16 protein-coding genes are annotated in these 17,492 nt (G+C 54.0%); 11 read left to right on the top strand and 5 right to left on the bottom strand.

Annotation, left to right across the window (positions count from 1 at the left end; all coding sequences use genetic code 11):
• Window positions 1-12 precede the first annotated feature (12 nt).
• The 6 genes from ACFQ88_RS33755 (at window position 13) to ACFQ88_RS33730 (ending at window position 6,510) form a co-directional block, all read left to right on the top strand.
• Complete coding sequence (locus ACFQ88_RS33755; protein ID WP_379461539.1) at window positions 13-945, top strand: ABC transporter permease; 933 nt, start codon at window positions 13-15, stop codon at window positions 943-945.
• Window positions 945-1,820, top strand: coding sequence for a carbohydrate ABC transporter permease (locus ACFQ88_RS33750; RefSeq protein WP_379461537.1), 876 nt, complete (start codon window positions 945-947; stop codon window positions 1,818-1,820). The genes ACFQ88_RS33755 and ACFQ88_RS33750 overlap by 1 nt, the downstream gene beginning before the upstream one ends.
• A 74-nt stretch (window positions 1,821-1,894) precedes the next feature.
• Window positions 1,895-3,523 carry a type 2 periplasmic-binding domain-containing protein gene (locus tag ACFQ88_RS33745; protein WP_379461535.1) on the top strand — a complete coding sequence of 543 codons (1,629 nt, stop codon included), beginning with the start codon at window positions 1,895-1,897 and terminating at the stop codon, window positions 3,521-3,523.
• A gap of 65 nt (window positions 3,524-3,588) precedes the next feature.
• The gene (locus ACFQ88_RS33740; protein ID WP_239631120.1) at window positions 3,589-4,476 is read left to right on the top strand and encodes a DUF6528 family protein; all 888 of its coding nucleotides are present in this window, start codon (window positions 3,589-3,591) and stop codon (window positions 4,474-4,476) included.
• 39 nt (window positions 4,477-4,515) lie between these two features.
• A complete protein-coding gene (locus tag ACFQ88_RS33735) occupies window positions 4,516-5,370 on the top strand; it encodes a sugar phosphate isomerase/epimerase family protein (RefSeq protein ID WP_379461533.1) in 855 nt (284 codons plus the stop codon).
• A gap of 42 nt (window positions 5,371-5,412) precedes the next feature.
• Window positions 5,413-6,510 (top strand): DUF6528 family protein, encoded by a 1,098-nt coding sequence (locus ACFQ88_RS33730; protein WP_379461531.1) that lies wholly within the window; start codon window positions 5,413-5,415, stop codon window positions 6,508-6,510.
• A gap of 139 nt (window positions 6,511-6,649) precedes the next feature.
• Here the strand turns inward: ACFQ88_RS33730 and ACFQ88_RS33725 are convergent, their stop codons facing one another.
• The 3 genes from ACFQ88_RS33725 to ACFQ88_RS33715 all read right to left on the bottom strand — a co-directional run bounded on the left by ACFQ88_RS33725 (window position 6,650) and on the right by ACFQ88_RS33715 (window position 10,867).
• Window positions 6,650-9,133: a heavy metal translocating P-type ATPase gene (locus ACFQ88_RS33725; protein WP_483875136.1), complete on the bottom strand. Its 2,484-nt coding sequence runs from the start codon at window positions 9,131-9,133 to the stop codon at window positions 6,650-6,652.
• Between the two features lie 39 nt (window positions 9,134-9,172).
• The gene (locus tag ACFQ88_RS33720) at window positions 9,173-9,505 is read right to left on the bottom strand and encodes an ArsR/SmtB family transcription factor (protein WP_379461529.1); all 333 of its coding nucleotides are present in this window, start codon (window positions 9,503-9,505) and stop codon (window positions 9,173-9,175) included.
• 513 nt (window positions 9,506-10,018) lie between these two features.
• A complete protein-coding gene (locus ACFQ88_RS33715) occupies window positions 10,019-10,867 on the bottom strand; it encodes a helix-turn-helix transcriptional regulator (RefSeq protein ID WP_379461527.1) in 849 nt (282 codons plus the stop codon).
• A gap of 102 nt (window positions 10,868-10,969) precedes the next feature.
• Here ACFQ88_RS33715 and ACFQ88_RS33710 point away from each other — a divergent pair, with 102 nt between their 5' ends.
• A complete protein-coding gene (locus ACFQ88_RS33710) occupies window positions 10,970-12,034 on the top strand; it encodes a Gfo/Idh/MocA family protein (protein ID WP_239631126.1) in 1,065 nt (354 codons plus the stop codon).
• A 20-nt stretch (window positions 12,035-12,054) separates the two neighbouring features.
• Window positions 12,055-12,912 (top strand): sugar phosphate isomerase/epimerase family protein, encoded by an 858-nt coding sequence (locus tag ACFQ88_RS33705; protein WP_379461524.1) that lies wholly within the window; start codon window positions 12,055-12,057, stop codon window positions 12,910-12,912.
• Between the two features lie 777 nt (window positions 12,913-13,689).
• On the opposite strand, the gene ACFQ88_RS33700 is transcribed toward ACFQ88_RS33705, so the two are convergent.
• Window positions 13,690-14,478: an MBL fold metallo-hydrolase gene (locus ACFQ88_RS33700; RefSeq protein WP_379461522.1), complete on the bottom strand. Its 789-nt coding sequence runs from the start codon at window positions 14,476-14,478 to the stop codon at window positions 13,690-13,692.
• 213 nt (window positions 14,479-14,691) lie between these two features.
• On the opposite strand from ACFQ88_RS33700, the gene ACFQ88_RS33695 reads away from it, so the two are divergent.
• Window positions 14,692-15,315 (top strand): NUDIX hydrolase, encoded by a 624-nt coding sequence (locus tag ACFQ88_RS33695; RefSeq protein ID WP_379461520.1) that lies wholly within the window; start codon window positions 14,692-14,694, stop codon window positions 15,313-15,315.
• 79 nt (window positions 15,316-15,394) lie between these two features.
• Here the strand turns inward: ACFQ88_RS33695 and ACFQ88_RS33690 are convergent, their stop codons facing one another.
• The gene (locus tag ACFQ88_RS33690; RefSeq protein WP_379461518.1) at window positions 15,395-15,730 is read right to left on the bottom strand and encodes a winged helix-turn-helix transcriptional regulator; all 336 of its coding nucleotides are present in this window, start codon (window positions 15,728-15,730) and stop codon (window positions 15,395-15,397) included.
• A 200-nt stretch (window positions 15,731-15,930) separates the two neighbouring features.
• Between ACFQ88_RS33690 and ACFQ88_RS33685 the strand changes: the two genes are divergently transcribed.
• Window positions 15,931-16,953: an NADH:flavin oxidoreductase/NADH oxidase gene (locus ACFQ88_RS33685; protein ID WP_379461516.1), complete on the top strand. Its 1,023-nt coding sequence runs from the start codon at window positions 15,931-15,933 to the stop codon at window positions 16,951-16,953.
• A gap of 146 nt (window positions 16,954-17,099) precedes the next feature.
• Window positions 17,100-17,492: hypothetical protein (locus ACFQ88_RS33680; protein WP_379461514.1), on the top strand; the 393-nt coding region annotated here is incomplete at its 3' end.

Genomic DNA, 17,492 nt, shown 5'->3' with positions numbered 1-17,492 from the left:
GGGGGATTCCGATTGAACACGCAAGCTGCACAAAAAGCGTTATGGCGGCGAATGGCAGAGTACAAATATTTTTATCTGCTTGTCATTCCGCTACTGGTGTATTACATCGTATTTGAGTACGTTCCGCTGTATGGCTTGATACTGGCGTTCAAGGAATTCAACTTCGCCAAAGGCATATGGGGGAGCGATTGGGTCGGCCTGGCCAATTTTAAAGAAATATTCATGCTGGACGACTTCTGGATTGCTTTCCGCAATACGATCATCATCGCCGTTGGAAGACTTATCTTCGAGTTTCCCGTTCCTATAGTGGTGGCGCTATTATTGAACGAGGTCCGGAAAGCCGGGTTGAAGAAATTTTATCAAGTGGTCTACACATTCCCGCACTTTTTATCCTGGATTATTATTAGCGGCATTTTGGTCAATTTTCTGGGTAATTTCGGTGTACTGAATCAGCTGCTGGAGTTATTTGGGATGGATAAGGTCAGCCTGCTCGTCGATCCGGAGAGCTTTCGCGGACTCATCTTTAGCAGCAGCTTGTGGAAGGACATGGGCTGGGGGACGATTATTTACTTAGCAGCCATTGCGGGTATCAATCCATCCCTGTACGAAGCGGCCAGCATCGACGGAGCCAGCCGGTTTCAGCAAATGCTGCACATCACGTGGCCTTCGCTAAAAAGTACGGTTATGATTTTGTTCATCCTCAACATCGGCGGAATGATGAGCTCCGGAGGCGGCGGCTTTGACCAAATCTTCAATCTATATAATCCTGCCGTTTACGAGAAGGCCGATATCTTGGATACGTACGTTTACAGGAGAACCTTTTCCGTAGGGTTAAGCTACGGGACGTCAACCGCCGTAGGATTGTTCAAATCGGTCATTAACTTCATGCTGCTGGTCGGCGCGAATCGGATGGCCAAGCGGCTGGGACAGGAGGGGATTTATTGATGACCCGCAGGAATACGTGGGCTGACTATGCCATCCATATGCTATTGATGCTTATTGCCTTGATTACGATATTGCCCTTTTATAATGTGTTCATTACTTCGTTCGCGGATCCGGCGGAAATGATGAAGCAACGCTTCTATTTGATTCCAACCAGCTTCGATCTGGCTTCTTACAAGATTTTACTGGAAGGCAGCTATGTCGGAAAAGCCTTGGTCAATTCTCTTATCGTAACGCTGGTCGGAACCGCAGTCAACATTCTGGTGACCACTTGCGGCGCCTATGCTTTATCCAAAAAAGGAATGCCGGGACGGACCTTCATGATGGGAGGGATCGTGTTCACGATGCTGTTCAGCGGAGGGCTGATTCCATACTACTTAACGATCAAAAACCTGCATTTGATCAACAGCTACGCCGTAATGTTTCTTCCAATGACCGTCAGTACCTTCTTTCTTATCGTCATGATCAATCAGTTTCGAATGGTGCCGCCAAGTTTGGAGGAATCCGCCAAAATCGACGGCGCCAACGATATTTACATCCTGTTTCGCATCGTCATTCCGATCTCCAAGCCGACGATAGCGGCCATTACGCTGTTTTATGCGGTGGCCCGATGGAATGAGTGGTACCACGCCATGCTGTTCGTCAATGATCCGAAGATGCATCCGATGCAGCTGTTTTTGCGCAATATGCTGGCCGATGTTACGAAGATGTCAAGAGACGATATGGGAGCGTCCATGGTGGCTCAATTGCGGGAGACGTACCCGGACGGACTGAAGATGGCCAGTGTCGTTATCACAATGGTGCCTATCATGCTTATTTACCCTTACCTGCAAAAATATTTTTCCGCCGGCGTCACGCTCGGTGCCGTTAAGGAATGACCAGCGGTTTTCAGTACTTGGCAATACAGGCTTAACGATACAATAACCATACTAATTTTGGGAGGATGACCATCATGAACGGTAAACGTTTTGGTGCGGCGGCATTGACGCTGGCCCTGTCCCTTTCGGCTCTCGCCGGATGCAGCGACAGTACGGGGAAGACACCGGAAGCGGGAAAGGCAGGACAGGGAGAGAAGGCAGCCGGGGAGAAAAAGCTTGATATTTCCGTATCGTTCTACAACATTGGCAAGGCGTTCCCGAATCGGGCAGAGGATGAATACTTAAAAAAGATGGAGAAGCAGTTCAATGTGAATTTCGTCGACAAGGTCATCAGCTATAACGATTACAAGGAAAAGTATCAGCTGTGGAGCGCCTCCGGAGAATTGCCCGACGTGTTCAGCCACGACATTATCAACACCGACACGTACTATTCCTGGATCAAGCAGGGCATAATCCGTCCGCTGCCGGACGATTTGAGCAAATATCCGAATGTGCAGCGGGTTCTGAGCCTCGATGATATTAAAGGGCTTAAAGTGGATGGGAAGTTTTACATGATTCCGAGGCAGACGTACCAGGATTACGATACGTGGGCGGTAGAGCGCGCCTTGATTGTACGCAAAGATTGGATGGAGAAGCTGAAGCTGAAAACGCCGGTCACCTACGATGATTACCTGAACATGCTGAAGGCGTTCGCTCAGAACGATCCGGACGGCAACGGCAAAAAGGATACGGTAGGCGTAACGTTCCGTTCGAGCACAATGCTTCTTCCTCTTGCTACAGGGACGTTTCCTAACGTGAACAACGCTTCCTGGGTAAAGGAGAACGGCAAATATATCCCTTATTTTGCTTCCGACAAAATGAAAGAGGTCGTGAAGCAAATGCGGCAATTGTTCACCGAAGGGGCGATTGACCCGGATTTCGCAATCATGAAGACGAACGACGGGATCGAGAAATTCGGACAGGGCAAAGTAGGTGCAATATCGATGCAGGCTACGCCGAATGGACTTCAGAAGCTGGACGCGGCATGGAAAAAGTACAATAAAGACGTGCCGTTCGAGGATGTCGCAGCCATTCTTCCCGTTTCATGGGCGGCGGCAGACGGCACGGAGTACCGGCATACGAACGTGACGTTCTGGTCGGAAAGCTATTTCAGCTCTAAAGTGGATGATGAGAAGATGGACCGGATACTCCGCTTGTACGATTTCTTGCTGTCCAAGGAGCACGAGATAGAAACCCAATACGGAATCGAAGGGAAGGATTATAAGAAGGAAGGCGATAAGCTTGTCATTACAAGAGAGAAAGATAACAATGGCGAATATAAAAGCTTGGGAGCGATGTACCCGTCCTATAACCTGTTCGGAGCTTTGGCCGCCTGGAACCAGCAGCTTGAATTTGTAGAAAATGAAGTGAATAACATTCAATTTACTCCAAAGCTGGCCAAAATGTCCCGTGATACGCTGAAGCAAAGGATTGCCAATGCCAAGCCTGTTCCGACGAACTTTCAGGTCGAGCTGCTCTACACGCCGGGCAAATCAAAGCTCAGCGCCATTAATCCTGTTGAAGACATAACGAAGCTGATCCTGGCTAAAGACGATCCGGTTGCTATGTGGGAGAGCACATTGAAGAGCTATGAGAATAAAGGGCTCCAGCAGGCAATTAAAGAAGTGAACGAAGCGGTTCAAAAGCAAGGCTTGGACAAGTGACTGGATTTGGCTGATTTAGACGAGAGTAACAGGAATTTATTGGTAAGGGAAAGGCGGGGATCCAAGTGAAAGATTTCTATATAGCAGGTACGGATCAGGCGTACCACCGGATTGTGGTGCTCGATCCGGAGGTGGAGGATTGGAGCGCCGGGCGTGCTGTCGTGTGGACATGGTCCGCCGATACGTCCGACGGCTTCGAAGACCTTGTCTCAGCGTGGGGACTTCCAACCGATGCTAAGGTGAGACATAACCCCGTATGGGGCGGGAAGTGGATGGTGGTTACGGACTCCAAAGGCTTGGCGGCTATCCTTCCTTACCCTGCCGGCGACCGAAAGCAGTGGGGCTTGAACGTCGGCGGCAACCCTCACTCGGCCGAGCTGCTGCCGAACGGCAACATTGCCGTAGCGGCCAGTACGGGCGGATGGGTACGAGTCTATACTTCCTCGCAGGGGCCTTCATCCGACGCTTATGCGGAATACAGGTTCCCGGGAGCGCACGGTGTTCATTGGGATGCTGATCGTCAAGTGCTCTGGGCGTTAGGCGACGATGAATTGGTTGCTCTCAAGTTGGAGGGAGAAGCCGATGCTCCCGTTATTCGCGAGGTTCACAAGACAGCGCTGCCGACCCGGTACGGCCACGACCTTCAGCCGGTTTACCGGAACGACGACCGTTTGTGGATCAGCACAGGCACTCATGTGTATCAGTATGTGAAGTCGACCGATACGTTCGACTCGGCTTATGCGGGAGGTCAGGCTTTTAGCCGCCCCGGAGTTAAGAGCGTGGGCGATCAGCCCTCTGGCCGAGTGGTAAGAACAGTACCGAAGGAAGGCAGCTTGTATGAATGGACGACCGATACGATAGATTTTTCTATGCCGTTTGGGCTGGATGAAGCACGGGTTTGTAAGGGAGCCGCGCTGTATAAAGCTCGAATTTTGCTACAGGAGCAAGAGTAAGAGGTACGCCTACGTACCCCTACAGGAGGGACGATCATAATGGAGCAAAAAGAAAAATCGCCAAAGAGGACGGATCCTGCCGATTGGGAGATAGGAACGTCGCTTTCCCTGGAGGCATGGAAGAACGCCCGATTCGATATCGAGGATGTGGGACGGGCGGGCATCCGTTACATAGAGCTTGCCTGGCGCAACGACACCTTCGATATGCTGGATCCCTATAACGAGGAGCTATGCGCTTCATGGGTCCGACGGACTCGTGATCTTGGGATGGACGTTTGGACGATGCATTTGCCGTACGGACCGATGTGGGATGTATCCTTAACGGATTCCTTGCAGAGCGGCGAAGCCGTACAGAGGCACCTGGCGCTGCTGCAGCTGGCGAATAGGTGGAACATTCGTACGGCCGTCATTCATCCGAGCTGGGAGCCGATCCCGGCCGAGGAGCGGTCCGCCCGGCTGGATGCGTGCAAGCGAAATCTGCCGGTGCTTGCCGATGCGGCCGAACGGCTTGGTGTTCGTTTGGCCGTCGAATGCTTGCCGCGCACCTGCCTTGGCAATACGAGCTTGGAGATGAGCAGCATTATGGAGTCGGACGAGAGACTGGGCGTCTGCTGTGATGTGAATCATTTGCTGCAGGAGCGTTCCGAGCAATTTATACGGGAGCTTGGCTCACGAATTATTACCGTTCATATGTCCGATTATGACGGGTTGGATGAGAAGCATTGGATGCCGGGTAAGGGCATCGTTCACTGGAATGAAGTGATAGGGGCGCTGGCGTCACATGGTTACCAAGGTCCGTTCATGTTCGAGGTGCGGGAGCCGGTCCCTTCCGAATTAACGGCTTGCTGGGGTCGTCTTCTGGCCGATTATAGGCATTCGCTGCATCATGATTAGCAAAATCGTTTTATGAGTTGGAATCATGGCGGGAGGGCTATTATGAAGAATAAGATCGTCAACAAGGCTGTTGTTTTCTTGCAGAGAGTGTTCCCGGCAATGCGTCAACATGCTTCGGATCAGCCGGATCCGGCGAGAGCATGGGGGACCAAGCAATTCATTCTGCTTGGCGTGCTCCTTGCAGCCTTTTCCTTGTTAGGTATAGCGGGATGGTCGCACGTGTCGGCGTTGAATGCGGCTCCGAACGATTACGATATCGCCGTAAGCGATCAGGCGTCGAAGAAAATTTTAGTTATGGACCCGGCGGCAAGCGATTGGAACAGTCCGAGTGCCGTCAAGTGGTCTTGGGCCCCGAGCGGCACGAATGGGTTCGCGGAGTTCACGTCTTTCTGGGGGCTCCCTACCGAAGCAAGGGTGCGGGATAGCCAATTTTTCGGTGGCAAGGTTATGCTGGTGACCGATTCCAGAGGCTTGGCGGCAGCCATCCCTTACCCCGCGGGTAATTTCAAATATTGGGCCGCCAACGTCGGCGGGAATCCGCATGCTGCGGAGATACTGCCTAACGGAAACATCGCAGTTGCTGCAAGTACAGGCGGATGGGTCAGGGTATATACCTCGTCCCAGAGCTGTCATTCCGAAGTCTATGCCGAATACAAGCTGACCAGCGCCCACGGCGTACTGTGGGACCCGGAGAAGGAAATCCTATGGACTCTCGGCAACAGTGCCATAGTAGGCTTGAAAGTAGGGGGGACCGCAGCCGCTCCTACCTTGCAAGAGCATGTCCGGCTGAATGTGTCGAGCTTGAACGGACACGATATTCAACCGGTTTACGGAGATACCGACCGGCTCTGGGTTGCATCCGGCGGCAAGGTGTACCAGTATGTGAAGTCAACGAATTCGCTGGATTTAACCTATTCGGGAGCGGGCAGCATCAGCCGCGACGGCGTCAAGGCGGTTGGCAATCAGCTGTCGGGCCAAGTCGTCGAAACCGTTACGGATACGGCAAAAACTCCGAAGGGCGGTTGCACTTTAAACACTTGGTGCACCGACTCGGTAGATATGTTTATGCCTGATGCGATAAAGACCCGGACCGGTGCGGCCTTCTATAAGGCAAGAATAATGAATCCGAATTATCAGTAAGATGGTCTGGCGCCGCAATAGAGTTATGATAAAAAGCCCTGAACTTGCTTCCCTCGAACGAATTGCTGTTCGATTCGAGGAAGGCTGGAATTCGGGGCTTTCTGTCATCAGTTATTAATGAAAGGAATATTTATTGAAGTTAATCATTAACCTTGGGATTTATAGTCGAGATCGCCGTGCTCTCCTTGCGCTCAATGAGCAAGGTCAGGCTCAGCAGGCTGATGAGAATCGTCGCCCCCATATCCGACAGGATGGCGAACCACAGCGTCAGCCAGCCGGGAATCGTCAGCAGCAGAGCAGCCAGCTTCAGCCCCATCGCAATGATGATATTGGTGCGAATGACGCGGTTCGTGCTGCGGGCGATGCCGATCGCTTCGGGCAGCTTGCCGAGATGGTCCTGCATCAGCACGATGTCAGCCGTCTCGATCGCGCTGTCGGTGCCTTTGCCCATCGCGATGCCGAGCTCCGCCGTAGCGAGCGCCGGCGCGTCGTTGATGCCGTCGCCGACCATGGCGACGCGCCCTTCGCGGCCGAGCTCGCGGATCTTCGCCACCTTATCCTCCGGCAGCAGGCTGCCGAAGAAGGAGGTGACTCCGACCGCGCGCGCGACCTTCTCCGCCGTCTGCGGATGGTCGCCCGTCAGCATCACCGTGCGGCGAATGCCGCGGCGATGCAGGGCGGCGACGACGGCGGCGCTCTCCGGGCGGATCTCGTCGGCGATGCCGAAGAGCCCGAGCACCGCTTCGCTGTCGGCGACTAGTACAAGCGTGAGGCCGCTCGCTTTGAAGCGCTCCACATCGCGCTTCACGGTATCCGGCAGGGCGATGTGGCTGACGCTGGCTTCGTTGCCGAGCCAGTAGCGTCTGCCGCCCAGCACAGCCTGGATCCCTTTGCCGGAAGCGGCCACGACCTCTTCCGGCTGCTCCGCCGGGATGCCGCGGCGGCTCGTCTCGCGCACGATCGCCTTGGCGAGCGGATGCGTGGACGACTGCTCGATCGCCGCGGCAACCCGGTAAAAATGCTCCTCGTCGCTATCGTAGACGACGGTCTGCTCCACATGCGGCTCGCCTCGGGTCAGCGTGCCGGTTTTGTCAAAGGCCAGCGTGTCGATGCGGCCTAGCTGCTCCAGGAATACGCCGCCTTTCACCAGGACGCCGTGGCGAGCATTGCGCGTGATGCCGGCTACGATGGCGATGGGCGAAGCAAGAATTAGGGCGCAAGGACAGCCGACGATCAGTACGGCCAAGCCTTGGTACAGCCATTCCTTCCAGCCGCCCTGGAACAGCAGAGGAGGGACAATAGCTACGAGAAGCGCAACGAACATGATGGCCGGCGTGTAATATTTGGCGAACCGGTTGATGAACAGCTCGGTCGGCGTCTTCGTCTCCTGCGCTTCCTGCACAAGGTGCAGTATTTGCGCCAGCGAGGAGTCCTCGTACGCTTTCTCGATATGAATGCGCAGCACGCCTTCATGGTTGATGCTGCCGCCGAATACGCGGTCTCCCGGCGCCTTCTCCAGCGGGAGCGATTCCCCGGTGATCGCCGCTTCGTTCACCGAGCTGGCGCCTTCGAGCACGACGCCGTCGGACGGGATTTTCTCGCCGGCCCGGACGAGTACCGTATCTCCCGCTTGCAGCGATTCAATAGGGACGAGCGACTCCTTGCCGCCGCTGATAAGCACCGCTTGCTTCGGAGCCACTGCAAGCAGCGTTTCCATGGAGCGGCGGGCCTTTTCCATTCCGATGCCTTCGAGCAGCTCGTTTAAACCGAACAAGATGGCGACCATCGTCGCTTCTTTCCATTCACCGATGCTCACAGCTCCGATCAACGCGATGGTCATCAGCGTGTCCATATTGAACCGGAGCTGCACGAGCCGCTTCAAGCCTTTAAGGAACGTGCCGTAACCGCTCAGCACCATAGCGGCCAAGTAAAGGATGATCTGCACGATGCCGGGAATGCGGCCTTCGAGCAGCAGCGCTCCACCATACAGCGCCGCGGAGATGATCAGCTGGCGTTTCATCGCAGAACCGCCGTGGGCGTGAGAATGATCGTGCCCGTGATCGTGCTCGTCGGCATGCGAATGATTGCCTTCATGGCTGAGATCATGGCCATGTCCATGCCCATGATTATGGCTGTGCCCATGCCCATGTGCATGTCCAGCAGCTCCTTGCATGCTTGCAGCGGAGCCGGATGCCAACGCAGCTTCAGCAGCGTGAGCTTCACTGGACGCCATTTGTCCGGCCGAGCCTGAGGCCGGATGAGAATGGAAGTGGGCACCTCTTACGCTGTCATCCGTGCCTTCATCGTATCCGTGCGCATGCTCCAAAGCAGCGCTTACTTGCTCCTGGCTGCCGTCGATGCTTCCGTATGTTCCGCGGCGCAGTGCGACTTTGCCTGCAGCCCCGCCGCGAGCCGGCTTGGATGGCGCCAAGGAATCGATGTAGGCGCCGTCCGAGCGCAAAATTTTCTGTACCTCCTGCAGCGGAACCTGGGAATCGATTTTCAGCTTACCGCTGTTATAGTTAAGCGTCGCCGTCTGTCCGTGCTCGAGCCGTTGAATCTGCTCTTCCATCTCCCTCGTACAGTTGGCGCAGCTCAATCCTTTCACTCTGTACTCCAACATTGGTTTTCCCTCATTTCATGACGGGTCGGTTTCCCCCGGCTAATCGTGGTTGGCGTGGTGAATCGCTTCGGTCAGCAAATCCATCACGTGCTCGTCATCATGTGAATAATATAAGGTGGTACCGGCTCTGCGGAACTTGACGAGCCGCAGGTTTTTTAGAAACCGCAGCTGATGGGATACGGTCGACTGCAGCAGTGACAGCTCATCGGCGATTTCGTTCACGGAGCATTCCTTCTGCGACAACAAGTATAAAATGCGGATACGCGTCGTATCCGATAACGCTTTGAACGTTTGGGAAACCATAAACAGCGTTTCCTCGTCGAGAGAACGGACGTTGATATCCGGCGATTGAGGGCGGTCGTGAGAATCCATGGAAAGTACCTCCGAATAGGATAAATAGTATGAATATATGATTATATGCTCATATAGTATTCTGTGGAGGAGGATTTTGTCAATGGCAAATGTCCTACAATGCACAAAAAATAAGCAGATGCAGCGAATATCATTGAGGGCGGAGCAGTATATAGAGTGCGCCATTTGGAGCAAGAACATGAAAAAATTGTACGTATTGGGAAGGGAAAATATAGGAGACAGGCTTACCTCTTATCATGGGTACAAAACACATCGAGCAGCGTTCGTTGAAGAGCCGCAGCCGGCTTTTTTATGAACGCCGAGTTGAGTACATAGATTTGCTGTTACATGCCGCGCATTAGTCTGCAACGTTTGTGCCGGGATGTCGGCAGCATCGATTGGATCGGATGCGGTGAGCTTCAGCTATACAACCCGATCTTCTAGCAGTGGCGAAATTAAAAAAGCGCCCGGAGGCCGCTTACGTTCATCAGTAGACGAGCGTACGGCTTCGGGCGCTTTTTTCTAAAAGCTCGGTTACATCGTGCTGCGGAACAGCTTGGGCGAGACGCCGACGATTTTTTTGAACAGTCTGGAGAAATAAAACACGTCTTGATAGCCGAGAGTGGAGGCGATCTCTTTGAGCGATTTGTCGGTGTTGAGCAAAATGTTCTTGGCTTCGGCCATCTTCAAGCGATGTACATATTCATTCAACGGGTAGCCGGTATATTTACTCACGAGACGCCGGAGCGTCGGGAACGAGATATGGTGCTGCTCGCACAGCTCTTGGGCGTCAAAAGGGCGGTACAAATAGTCCGCAATCGCCTCGATCAGACCGAGCGCATTCTCGGCTTTGGTTGCTTTCGGAATGGCTTCGGAGCTCGCGACGAAATCGTACAGCATCGATTCCACAAGCAAGGACGCTTTGTCGATGTTGCTCGGCACTCCTGTCTCCATGAGCATGAATATCCGGTTGATTTTGGTCAAATGCTCCTCTTCGGTTTGCTTGACCCTATCCGGCTCCGGAAGCCACGTGTCGAGCCATTCCTTAATGCGCGGGCCCTCGATCGTAAAATAATGCTCATCCCAATGCTCGTTCTCCCCCGGTCCATAATGAAATACAGCTCCGGGATACAGCAGAAAGAAGCTCCCTTGCTTCACCGGCTGAATGTCGCCGTCGTTCACCTGGTACGTTCCCGAGCCCCCGGCTATGTAAACGATGGCCCAGTAAGTAAACCGCGCATGAGCGCGATAGTGAATCCGTGCAGGAATATGGCCTACATTGACGATGGTGAGCGATTTGTGCTTGAGAATGCTTTTATCCACCTTGAGGTCAACGATTCGGATCGGCTGTCGACTGATCTTATAATCCATGTAACTGATCATGGCATGCATTCCTTCTTCGGACAATTCGTGTTAGTTTGATTATATATTGCATTCACAAATTGCTCAAACGTTTCACACCTATTAACGGGAGGATGAATTGGATTGAACAAGCTGAACATTGGCATTATCGGAGCGGGCTCTATTTCGGAGCTGCATTTGCAAGCGTATCAAAAAATGGGGCAAGCGGTGCAAATTTACGCGATTTGCGATTTGAACCTGGCCAGAGCCCAGGAAAAAGCGGATAAATACGGCGCTACCCAAGTATATGACGATTACCATAAGCTGTTGGCCGATCCGGCGATCGATGCCGTTAGTATTTGCACCTGGAACAATACGCATGCCGAGATCAGTATCGCAGCGGTCAAAGCAGGCAAGCACGTGCTCGTAGAGAAGCCGCTGTGCCGCACGGTAGAAGAGGCGCTCGAGGTGCAGAAGGCGGTCCGCGAGTCCGGCAAAGTGCTTCAGGTCGGCTTCGTCCGCAGATACGACAACAATGCTCAGCTGATGAAACGGTTTATCGACAATGGCGAGCTCGGAGATATTTATTATGCGAAAGCTTCATGTATCCGTCGTCTTGGCAATCCGGGAGGATGGTTCGCGGACAAGGAGCGTTCGGGCGGCGGCCCTCTGATCGATATCGGCGTCCATGTCATCGATATTTGCTGGTATTTGATGGGACGTCCGAAGGTCGTATCCGTAACCGGCAATACGTATCGGAAGCTGGGCAACCGCGGTCATGTGCAGAATCTCTCTTTTTATAAAGCAGCCGATTACGATGCCAGTCAAAATACGGTCGAGGATATGGCGAATGCGCTTGTCCGCTTTGAGAACGGCGCGTCTTTGATGATCGATGTCAGCTTTACGCTGCATGCGAAGCAGGATGAGACTACGGTCAAGCTGTTCGGGGACAAAGGCGGACTGGAGCTGGAGCCGGCTATGGCGCTCGTATCCGAGAAGCATGACACGATCCTGAACATTACGCCGCAAACGGATCAAAAAGGCTTGAACGTCACCGTGGCGTTCCAAAACGAAATTCGCTTCTTCATCGACAGCTGCAACACGGGCAAAGAGCCGGTCAGTCCTGTGGAGGACGGCGTCGAGCTGATGAAAATTTTGTGCGGCATCTATGAATCTGCAGAAACCGGACGCGAAGTCCGTTACGAATAAATTAAGGGAGGCATGGAGAGATGAAGCTCGGATTAAGCTCATACAGTCTGGTGAAGGCATTGAGAAGCCAGGAGCTGGATATTCTCGGGGTTATCCAATGGATAGCCGACAACGGCGGGGAGCATGTGGAGATTGTTCCCATCGGCTTTAACTTGACGGAGAACCCGGAGCTGATCGATGCGATTCGGGAAAAAGCAGCCGCCGCGGGAATCGAAGTGTCCAATTACGCGATCGGAGCTAATTTTATTACGGAGACGCAGGAGCAGTACGAGGCGGAAATCGCGCGCGTGAAGCGCGAGGTGGATATTGCCGCCGGTCTCGGCGTTAAACGGATGCGCCATGACGTCGCTTCCCGCAAGGATACATCGATCGTCCGGTTCCAGGAGGATCTGGAGAAGCTAGCCGCAGCATGCCGCGAAGTTGCCGATCATGCGGCACAGTACGGCATCACGACCAGCGTCGAAAACCACGGCTATTACGTTCAGGCGAGCGACCGGGTGCAGGCGCTGATCCATGCGGTAGACCGTCCGAACTTCCGCACGACGCTCGATGTCGGCAACTTTATGTGCGCGGACGAGAATTCCGTCGTTGCCGTACAAAAGAACATCTCCTACGCGTCGATGGTGCACGTGAAGGATTTCTACTTGCGTCCGGCGTCCTTGAACCCCGGAACGGGCTGGTTCCAGACTGCAAGCGGGAATCACCTGCGCGGCGCTATTGTAGGGCATGGCGACATCGACATGCGGCAGGTCATTAGCATCGTTAAGCGTTCCGGCTACGACGGCTACATTTCGGTAGAGTTCGAGGGCATGGAGGACTGCTATACGGGCTCCAAGCTTGGACTCGAAGCCGTCCGCAGATTGTGGGACGAAGTGTAAGCATTTGGATTGAGTGAAAAAGCGAAAGCGGCGAGTGAACTTCGGTTCATTCGCCGCTTTTTTTGTGCCGTTTTCGAGTAGAACGGGAGATAGCGGAAACGGGCTTTGTAAGCCGGAAAACCCGCCTTACAGAGCCGTCGATGCCGCGAACCGGGCAGAAAGCTCCGATGTAAGCCGGAAAAACCGACTTACAGGCTGCGCTGGATCGGAAACGCGCTCTGTAAGCCGGAAAATCCGTCTTACAGAGCCGTCGATGCCGCGAACCGGGCAGAAAGCTCGGCTGTAAGCCGGAAAAATCGCCTTACAGGCTGCGCTGGATCGGAAATGCGCTCTGTAAGCCGGAAAACCCGCCTTACAGAGCCGTCGATGCCGCAAACCGAGCAGAAAGCTCCGCTGTAAGCCGGAAAAATCGCCTTACAGGCTGCGCTGGATCGGAAACGCGCTCTGTAAGCCGGAAAACCCGCCTTACAGAGCCGTCGATGCCGCGAACCGGGCAGAAAGCCACTGTAAGCCGGAAAAATGGCCTTACAGGCTGCGCTGGATCGGAAATGGGCACTGTAAGCTGGAAAACCCGTCTTACAGAGCCGTCGATGCCGCGAACCGGGCGGAAAGCTCCGATGTAAGCCGGAAAACCCGCCTTACAGAGCCGTCGATGCCGCAAACCGAGCAGAAATTGCCGCTGTAAGCCGGAAAAACCGACTTACAGGCTGCTCTGGATCCGCAACGCGCTCTGTAAGCCTGAAAACCCGCCTTACAGAGCCACCGATGCCATACAGTTCATTCCAGCGGTATTTGCATGCCCGTCTGGGCGAGCGAAACGGAGTACGGCAGCCCGTATTCCGATGCGATATCGACCCCATGGGACAGATGGGTGAATATCGTGCGCGCCGGCTTTACCTCCTCCAGCAGCTCAAGCGCCTCTACCATATCGTAGACCGAGCGGGTCTTTTTATCGGCGTCTTCCTTGTAAAAGTTGGTTCCAAGGACGAGCAGCTGCAGCCCGAATAGAGGGGCTGATTCTTCCCGGTTCAGATTGATGGCGTCGGAGCAATAGGCCCATGCGTACGGGGCTAAGTCGAATGCAGGCCGGTCGAACCTGTACGCGTAGGAGTAGCCGTTTTTGCCGTGGCATACCTTCCATGGGCGAATGCTCCATCCGTTCCACTCCATCCCTACGGCGTTGTCGTGGTAGATGATGTGGTTTTCCAGCCACGGGAACTGCTGCCGCAGCGTATCCAAGACGTCGCGCGGAGCATACAGATGACCTTTGCGCCTCAGCCACCGGCAGGCGTCGGCCCATTCCGGGAGCCCGCCTATATGGTCGAAATGGGCATGGGTGATAAGAGCATGTTCTATGAAACGCAGGCCGAACCGTTCCATCTGCGCTCTCCAATCCGGGCCGCAGTCAATCAATAACGGCTCTCCACCCGCATTCAGAATGGCGGAGGAGCGAAAACGCCGATTGCGCCCCGTCGTTCTTGCTTCCGAGCAAATATCGCAAGGGCAGTATACACGCGGAACTCCCATGGAGTCCCCGGTTCCCCAAAAGGTTAACGTGTCGGTCATATGTCCATCTCCGATTTGTTCGATATGTTTTACAATAACAAGAATTGTTCGTTACAACAAGCGTGTGGCGCAAGGGAAACAAATGGACGGACGGAACGCATCTATTTAACAATAAGTCCCAGTGTAATAGAATGATAGTGTGAGAAACGCCAGAAAGATAACGCTATAGTTGCCGCTAGCAGCATACTTGATACAAAGTCGGGAGGAGAAACGATGACGGCAGATACAAGAGGGATTGAGTGGGTCAAACGGATTCAAGCGATTGCGCAGGCGGGATTGGCTTATTCCAAGGATGCCTACGATTTGGAAAGGTTCGAGGAGCTCAGGGCTATCAGCGTCGAGATGATGTCTGCTTACTCGGGGCTTGCTATCGAGCAGGTGGCGAATTTGTTCGCCAATGAGAGCGGGTATCAGACACCGAAGGTCGATGTACGCGGGGTAGTGATGCAGGACGGCAAGTTGCTGCTAGTGAAGGAAAAGACCGATGGAGGCTGGTCGCTGCCCGGAGGGTGGGCCGATATCGGATTGTCGCCCAAGGAGATTGTCGTGAAGGAAGTGAAGGAAGAATCCGGCTACGATGTCGAGCCCGTGAAGCTGCTCGCGGTTCTGGACCGCAACAAGCATCCGCATCCGCCGCTTGCGCATCATGTGTACAAGCTGTTCATCCATTGCAAGCTGACGGGGGGCCAGGCTCAAACCAGCATAGAAACGACCGAGGTCGGCTTTTTCGCCGAGAATGAGTTGCCGTCTTTATCGACGGATCGGGTGACTTCCGGGCAGATTGCCATGCTGTTCAAGCAAGTGCGGGAGCCTTTGGGCGAGACCATTTTTGACTGAGCAATAAGTAGTTACCCTAACACCATAAGCGAAAAACAATCCCCTAAAGGCCTGTCGGCAGCCGAAGGGGATTTTTATTTTAAAGCGAAAGCCCGAACCGTTTCAGTTCAATGCAGATCCGCTCGAGCTGCTTTCCTTTTTCCGTCAACGAATATTCGACGCGGGGCGGAACTTCCGGGTACACGGTGCGGGATAGAATGCCGTGCTCTTCGAGCTCCTTCAGCCGCAAGGATAGGGTTTTCGGACTGATGCCGTCGAGGCTCTTGAGCAGGTCGCTGAAGCGCATGGTTCCTTCGATCAGCAAATCGCGAATAATCAGGAAGGTCCACTTCGTCCCGATAACATCTATGGCCTTCACGACCGCACATACTTCCCCGGGCGTTCCTTTGGTCAACACGATAGGCTCATCTTTCATTATCCGGCCAACTTCCTTTCTTTTCACAATGGATAAAGCCAACTGTAACACAAAACTATCTTTTCGGAAACTATGTGAATAAAATATCACTACTTCCGTAAGTAAAGTGTTTGTGTATATAATGACCTCGTGAAAACCAGACTTACAATGTTGCAGCAACGCGTTAGACATATAACCCTTTTTTGGGAGGAGAGAACCCCATGCCGAATTTATCGTCCAGCTTTACGTTGAAAAATTTGGAGTTGAAAAATCGTACCGTAATGCCTCCGATGTGCCAGTATTCGGTTGAAGCCAAAGACGGTATTCCGAACGATTGGCATTACGTACATTACGTTTCCCGTGCTGTCGGCGGCACCGGCTTGATCATTATGGAAATGACGGACATCGAGCCCGACGGCCGAATTACGGATTTTGACCTTGGATTGTGGTCCGATGAACATATTCCGGCGTTTAAGCGGATTATTAATGAAGTGCATAAGTACGGCGCCAAAATCGGCATTCAGATTGCTCACGCAGGCCGCAAGGCGGAGGACGCCGCGGTTCCGGTCGGTCCGTCCGACATCCCGGTGAGCCCTGAGGGCAAAAAGCCGCGGGCGCTGACGACGGAAGAAGTAAAAGCCATGGTCGTAAAATACAAGGAAGCCGCTGTACGTGCAATCGAAGCAGGGGTGGATACCATCGAGCTGCACGGTGCGCACGGTTATTTGATTCATCAGTTCCATTCGCCGGCCATTAACAACCGGAGTGACGAGTACGGCCGGGACTACGCCAAATTCGGAGTGGAAGTCATTCAGGCGGTGAAAAGCGTTATGCCCGACGATATGCCGCTCATCTTTAGAATATCGGCCATAGAGTATATGGAGAACGGCTACGATTTGGAGCATAGCCTTGAAGTTGCCAAACGTTACAAGGAAGCCGGCGTGGACCTGTTCCATGTAAGCAGCGGCGGGGAAGGGCCTCCTCCGGGAGCACGGAAGCCCGGTAACTACCCGGGCTATCAGATACCGTTTGCCCGGGCGTATAAGCAAGCGCTGGATGTTCCGGTCATTGCCGTCGGCATGCTGGACGATCCGAAATTGGCGGAAGCGACCGTTGCCAATGAAGATGCGGACCTCATAGGCGTAGCGCGCGGCATGCTTCGCGATCCGTACTGGGCGACTCATGCGATTCATGCCGTATCCGGCGACGTATCGGCACCGAGACAATATAGCCGCGCCTACTGATAGCGGACAAAAGTCCGTTCGGGCTTCCAAAGGGCTATCACCTAAATAAGAGCCCAAATTCTCAAGGCTAACGACCCTTTTTCTCTTCCCGACATACTGTAGATGTGTAGTCAGTTTGGAAAATGGGAAGGGAGAACATGTTAATTATGGGAAAAAGCCAAAGCAGCAGTGGAAATAAAAGCTCGCGGTCCAGCCAGCGCAGCATGCAGCAAGGCCAATGGTGGCCAGGTCAAGGAGGCGGCCAGTGGCCAGGACACGGTGGTGGCCAATGGCCAGGACACGGCGGAGGCCAATGGCCAGGACACGGCGGAGGCCAATGGCCAGGACACGGCGGAGGCCAATGGCCAGGACACGGCGGAGGCCAATGGCCGGGACACGGCGGAGGCCAATGGCCAGGACACGGCGGAGGCCAATGGCCGGGATACGGCGGAGGCCAATGGCCGGGACACGGCGGAGGCCAATGGCCAGGACACGGCGGAGGCCAATGGCCAGGACACGGCGGCGGCCAATGGCCGGGACACGGCGGAGGCCAATGGCCG

The organism is Paenibacillus sp. NPDC056579, from assembly GCF_042793215.1.
GTDB lineage: Bacteria > Bacillota > Bacilli > Paenibacillales > NBRC-103111 > Paenibacillus_S.
The sequence above is the reverse complement of the archived record's forward strand: the minus strand, read 5'-3'. Positions and strand labels throughout refer to the sequence as shown.

Bases quoted from the DNA above. Each gene is read 5' to 3' on its own strand.
- ACFQ88_RS33750 (WP_379461537.1), top strand. From the start codon at position 945: ATGACCCGCAGGAATACGTGGGCTGACTATGCCATCCATATGCTATTG.
- ACFQ88_RS33725 (WP_483875136.1), bottom strand. From the start codon at position 9,133: ATGTTGGAGTACAGAGTGAAAGGATTGAGCTGCGCCAACTGTACGAGG.
- ACFQ88_RS33715 (WP_379461527.1), bottom strand. From the start codon at position 10,867: ATGATCAGTTACATGGATTATAAGATCAGTCGACAGCCGATCCGAATC.
- ACFQ88_RS33685 (WP_379461516.1), top strand. From the start codon at position 15,931: ATGCCGAATTTATCGTCCAGCTTTACGTTGAAAAATTTGGAGTTGAAA.
- ACFQ88_RS33700 (WP_379461522.1), bottom strand. From the start codon at position 14,478: ATGACCGACACGTTAACCTTTTGGGGAACCGGGGACTCCATGGGAGTT.
- ACFQ88_RS33735 (WP_379461533.1), top strand. From the start codon at position 4,516: ATGGAGCAAAAAGAAAAATCGCCAAAGAGGACGGATCCTGCCGATTGG.
- ACFQ88_RS33705 (WP_379461524.1), top strand. From the start codon at position 12,055: ATGAAGCTCGGATTAAGCTCATACAGTCTGGTGAAGGCATTGAGAAGC.
- ACFQ88_RS33690 (WP_379461518.1), bottom strand. From the start codon at position 15,730: ATGAAAGATGAGCCTATCGTGTTGACCAAAGGAACGCCCGGGGAAGTA.
- ACFQ88_RS33720 (WP_379461529.1), bottom strand. From the start codon at position 9,505: ATGGATTCTCACGACCGCCCTCAATCGCCGGATATCAACGTCCGTTCT.
- ACFQ88_RS33730 (WP_379461531.1), top strand. From the start codon at position 5,413: ATGAAGAATAAGATCGTCAACAAGGCTGTTGTTTTCTTGCAGAGAGTG.
- ACFQ88_RS33695 (WP_379461520.1), top strand. From the start codon at position 14,692: ATGACGGCAGATACAAGAGGGATTGAGTGGGTCAAACGGATTCAAGCG.
- ACFQ88_RS33745 (WP_379461535.1), top strand. From the start codon at position 1,895: ATGAACGGTAAACGTTTTGGTGCGGCGGCATTGACGCTGGCCCTGTCC.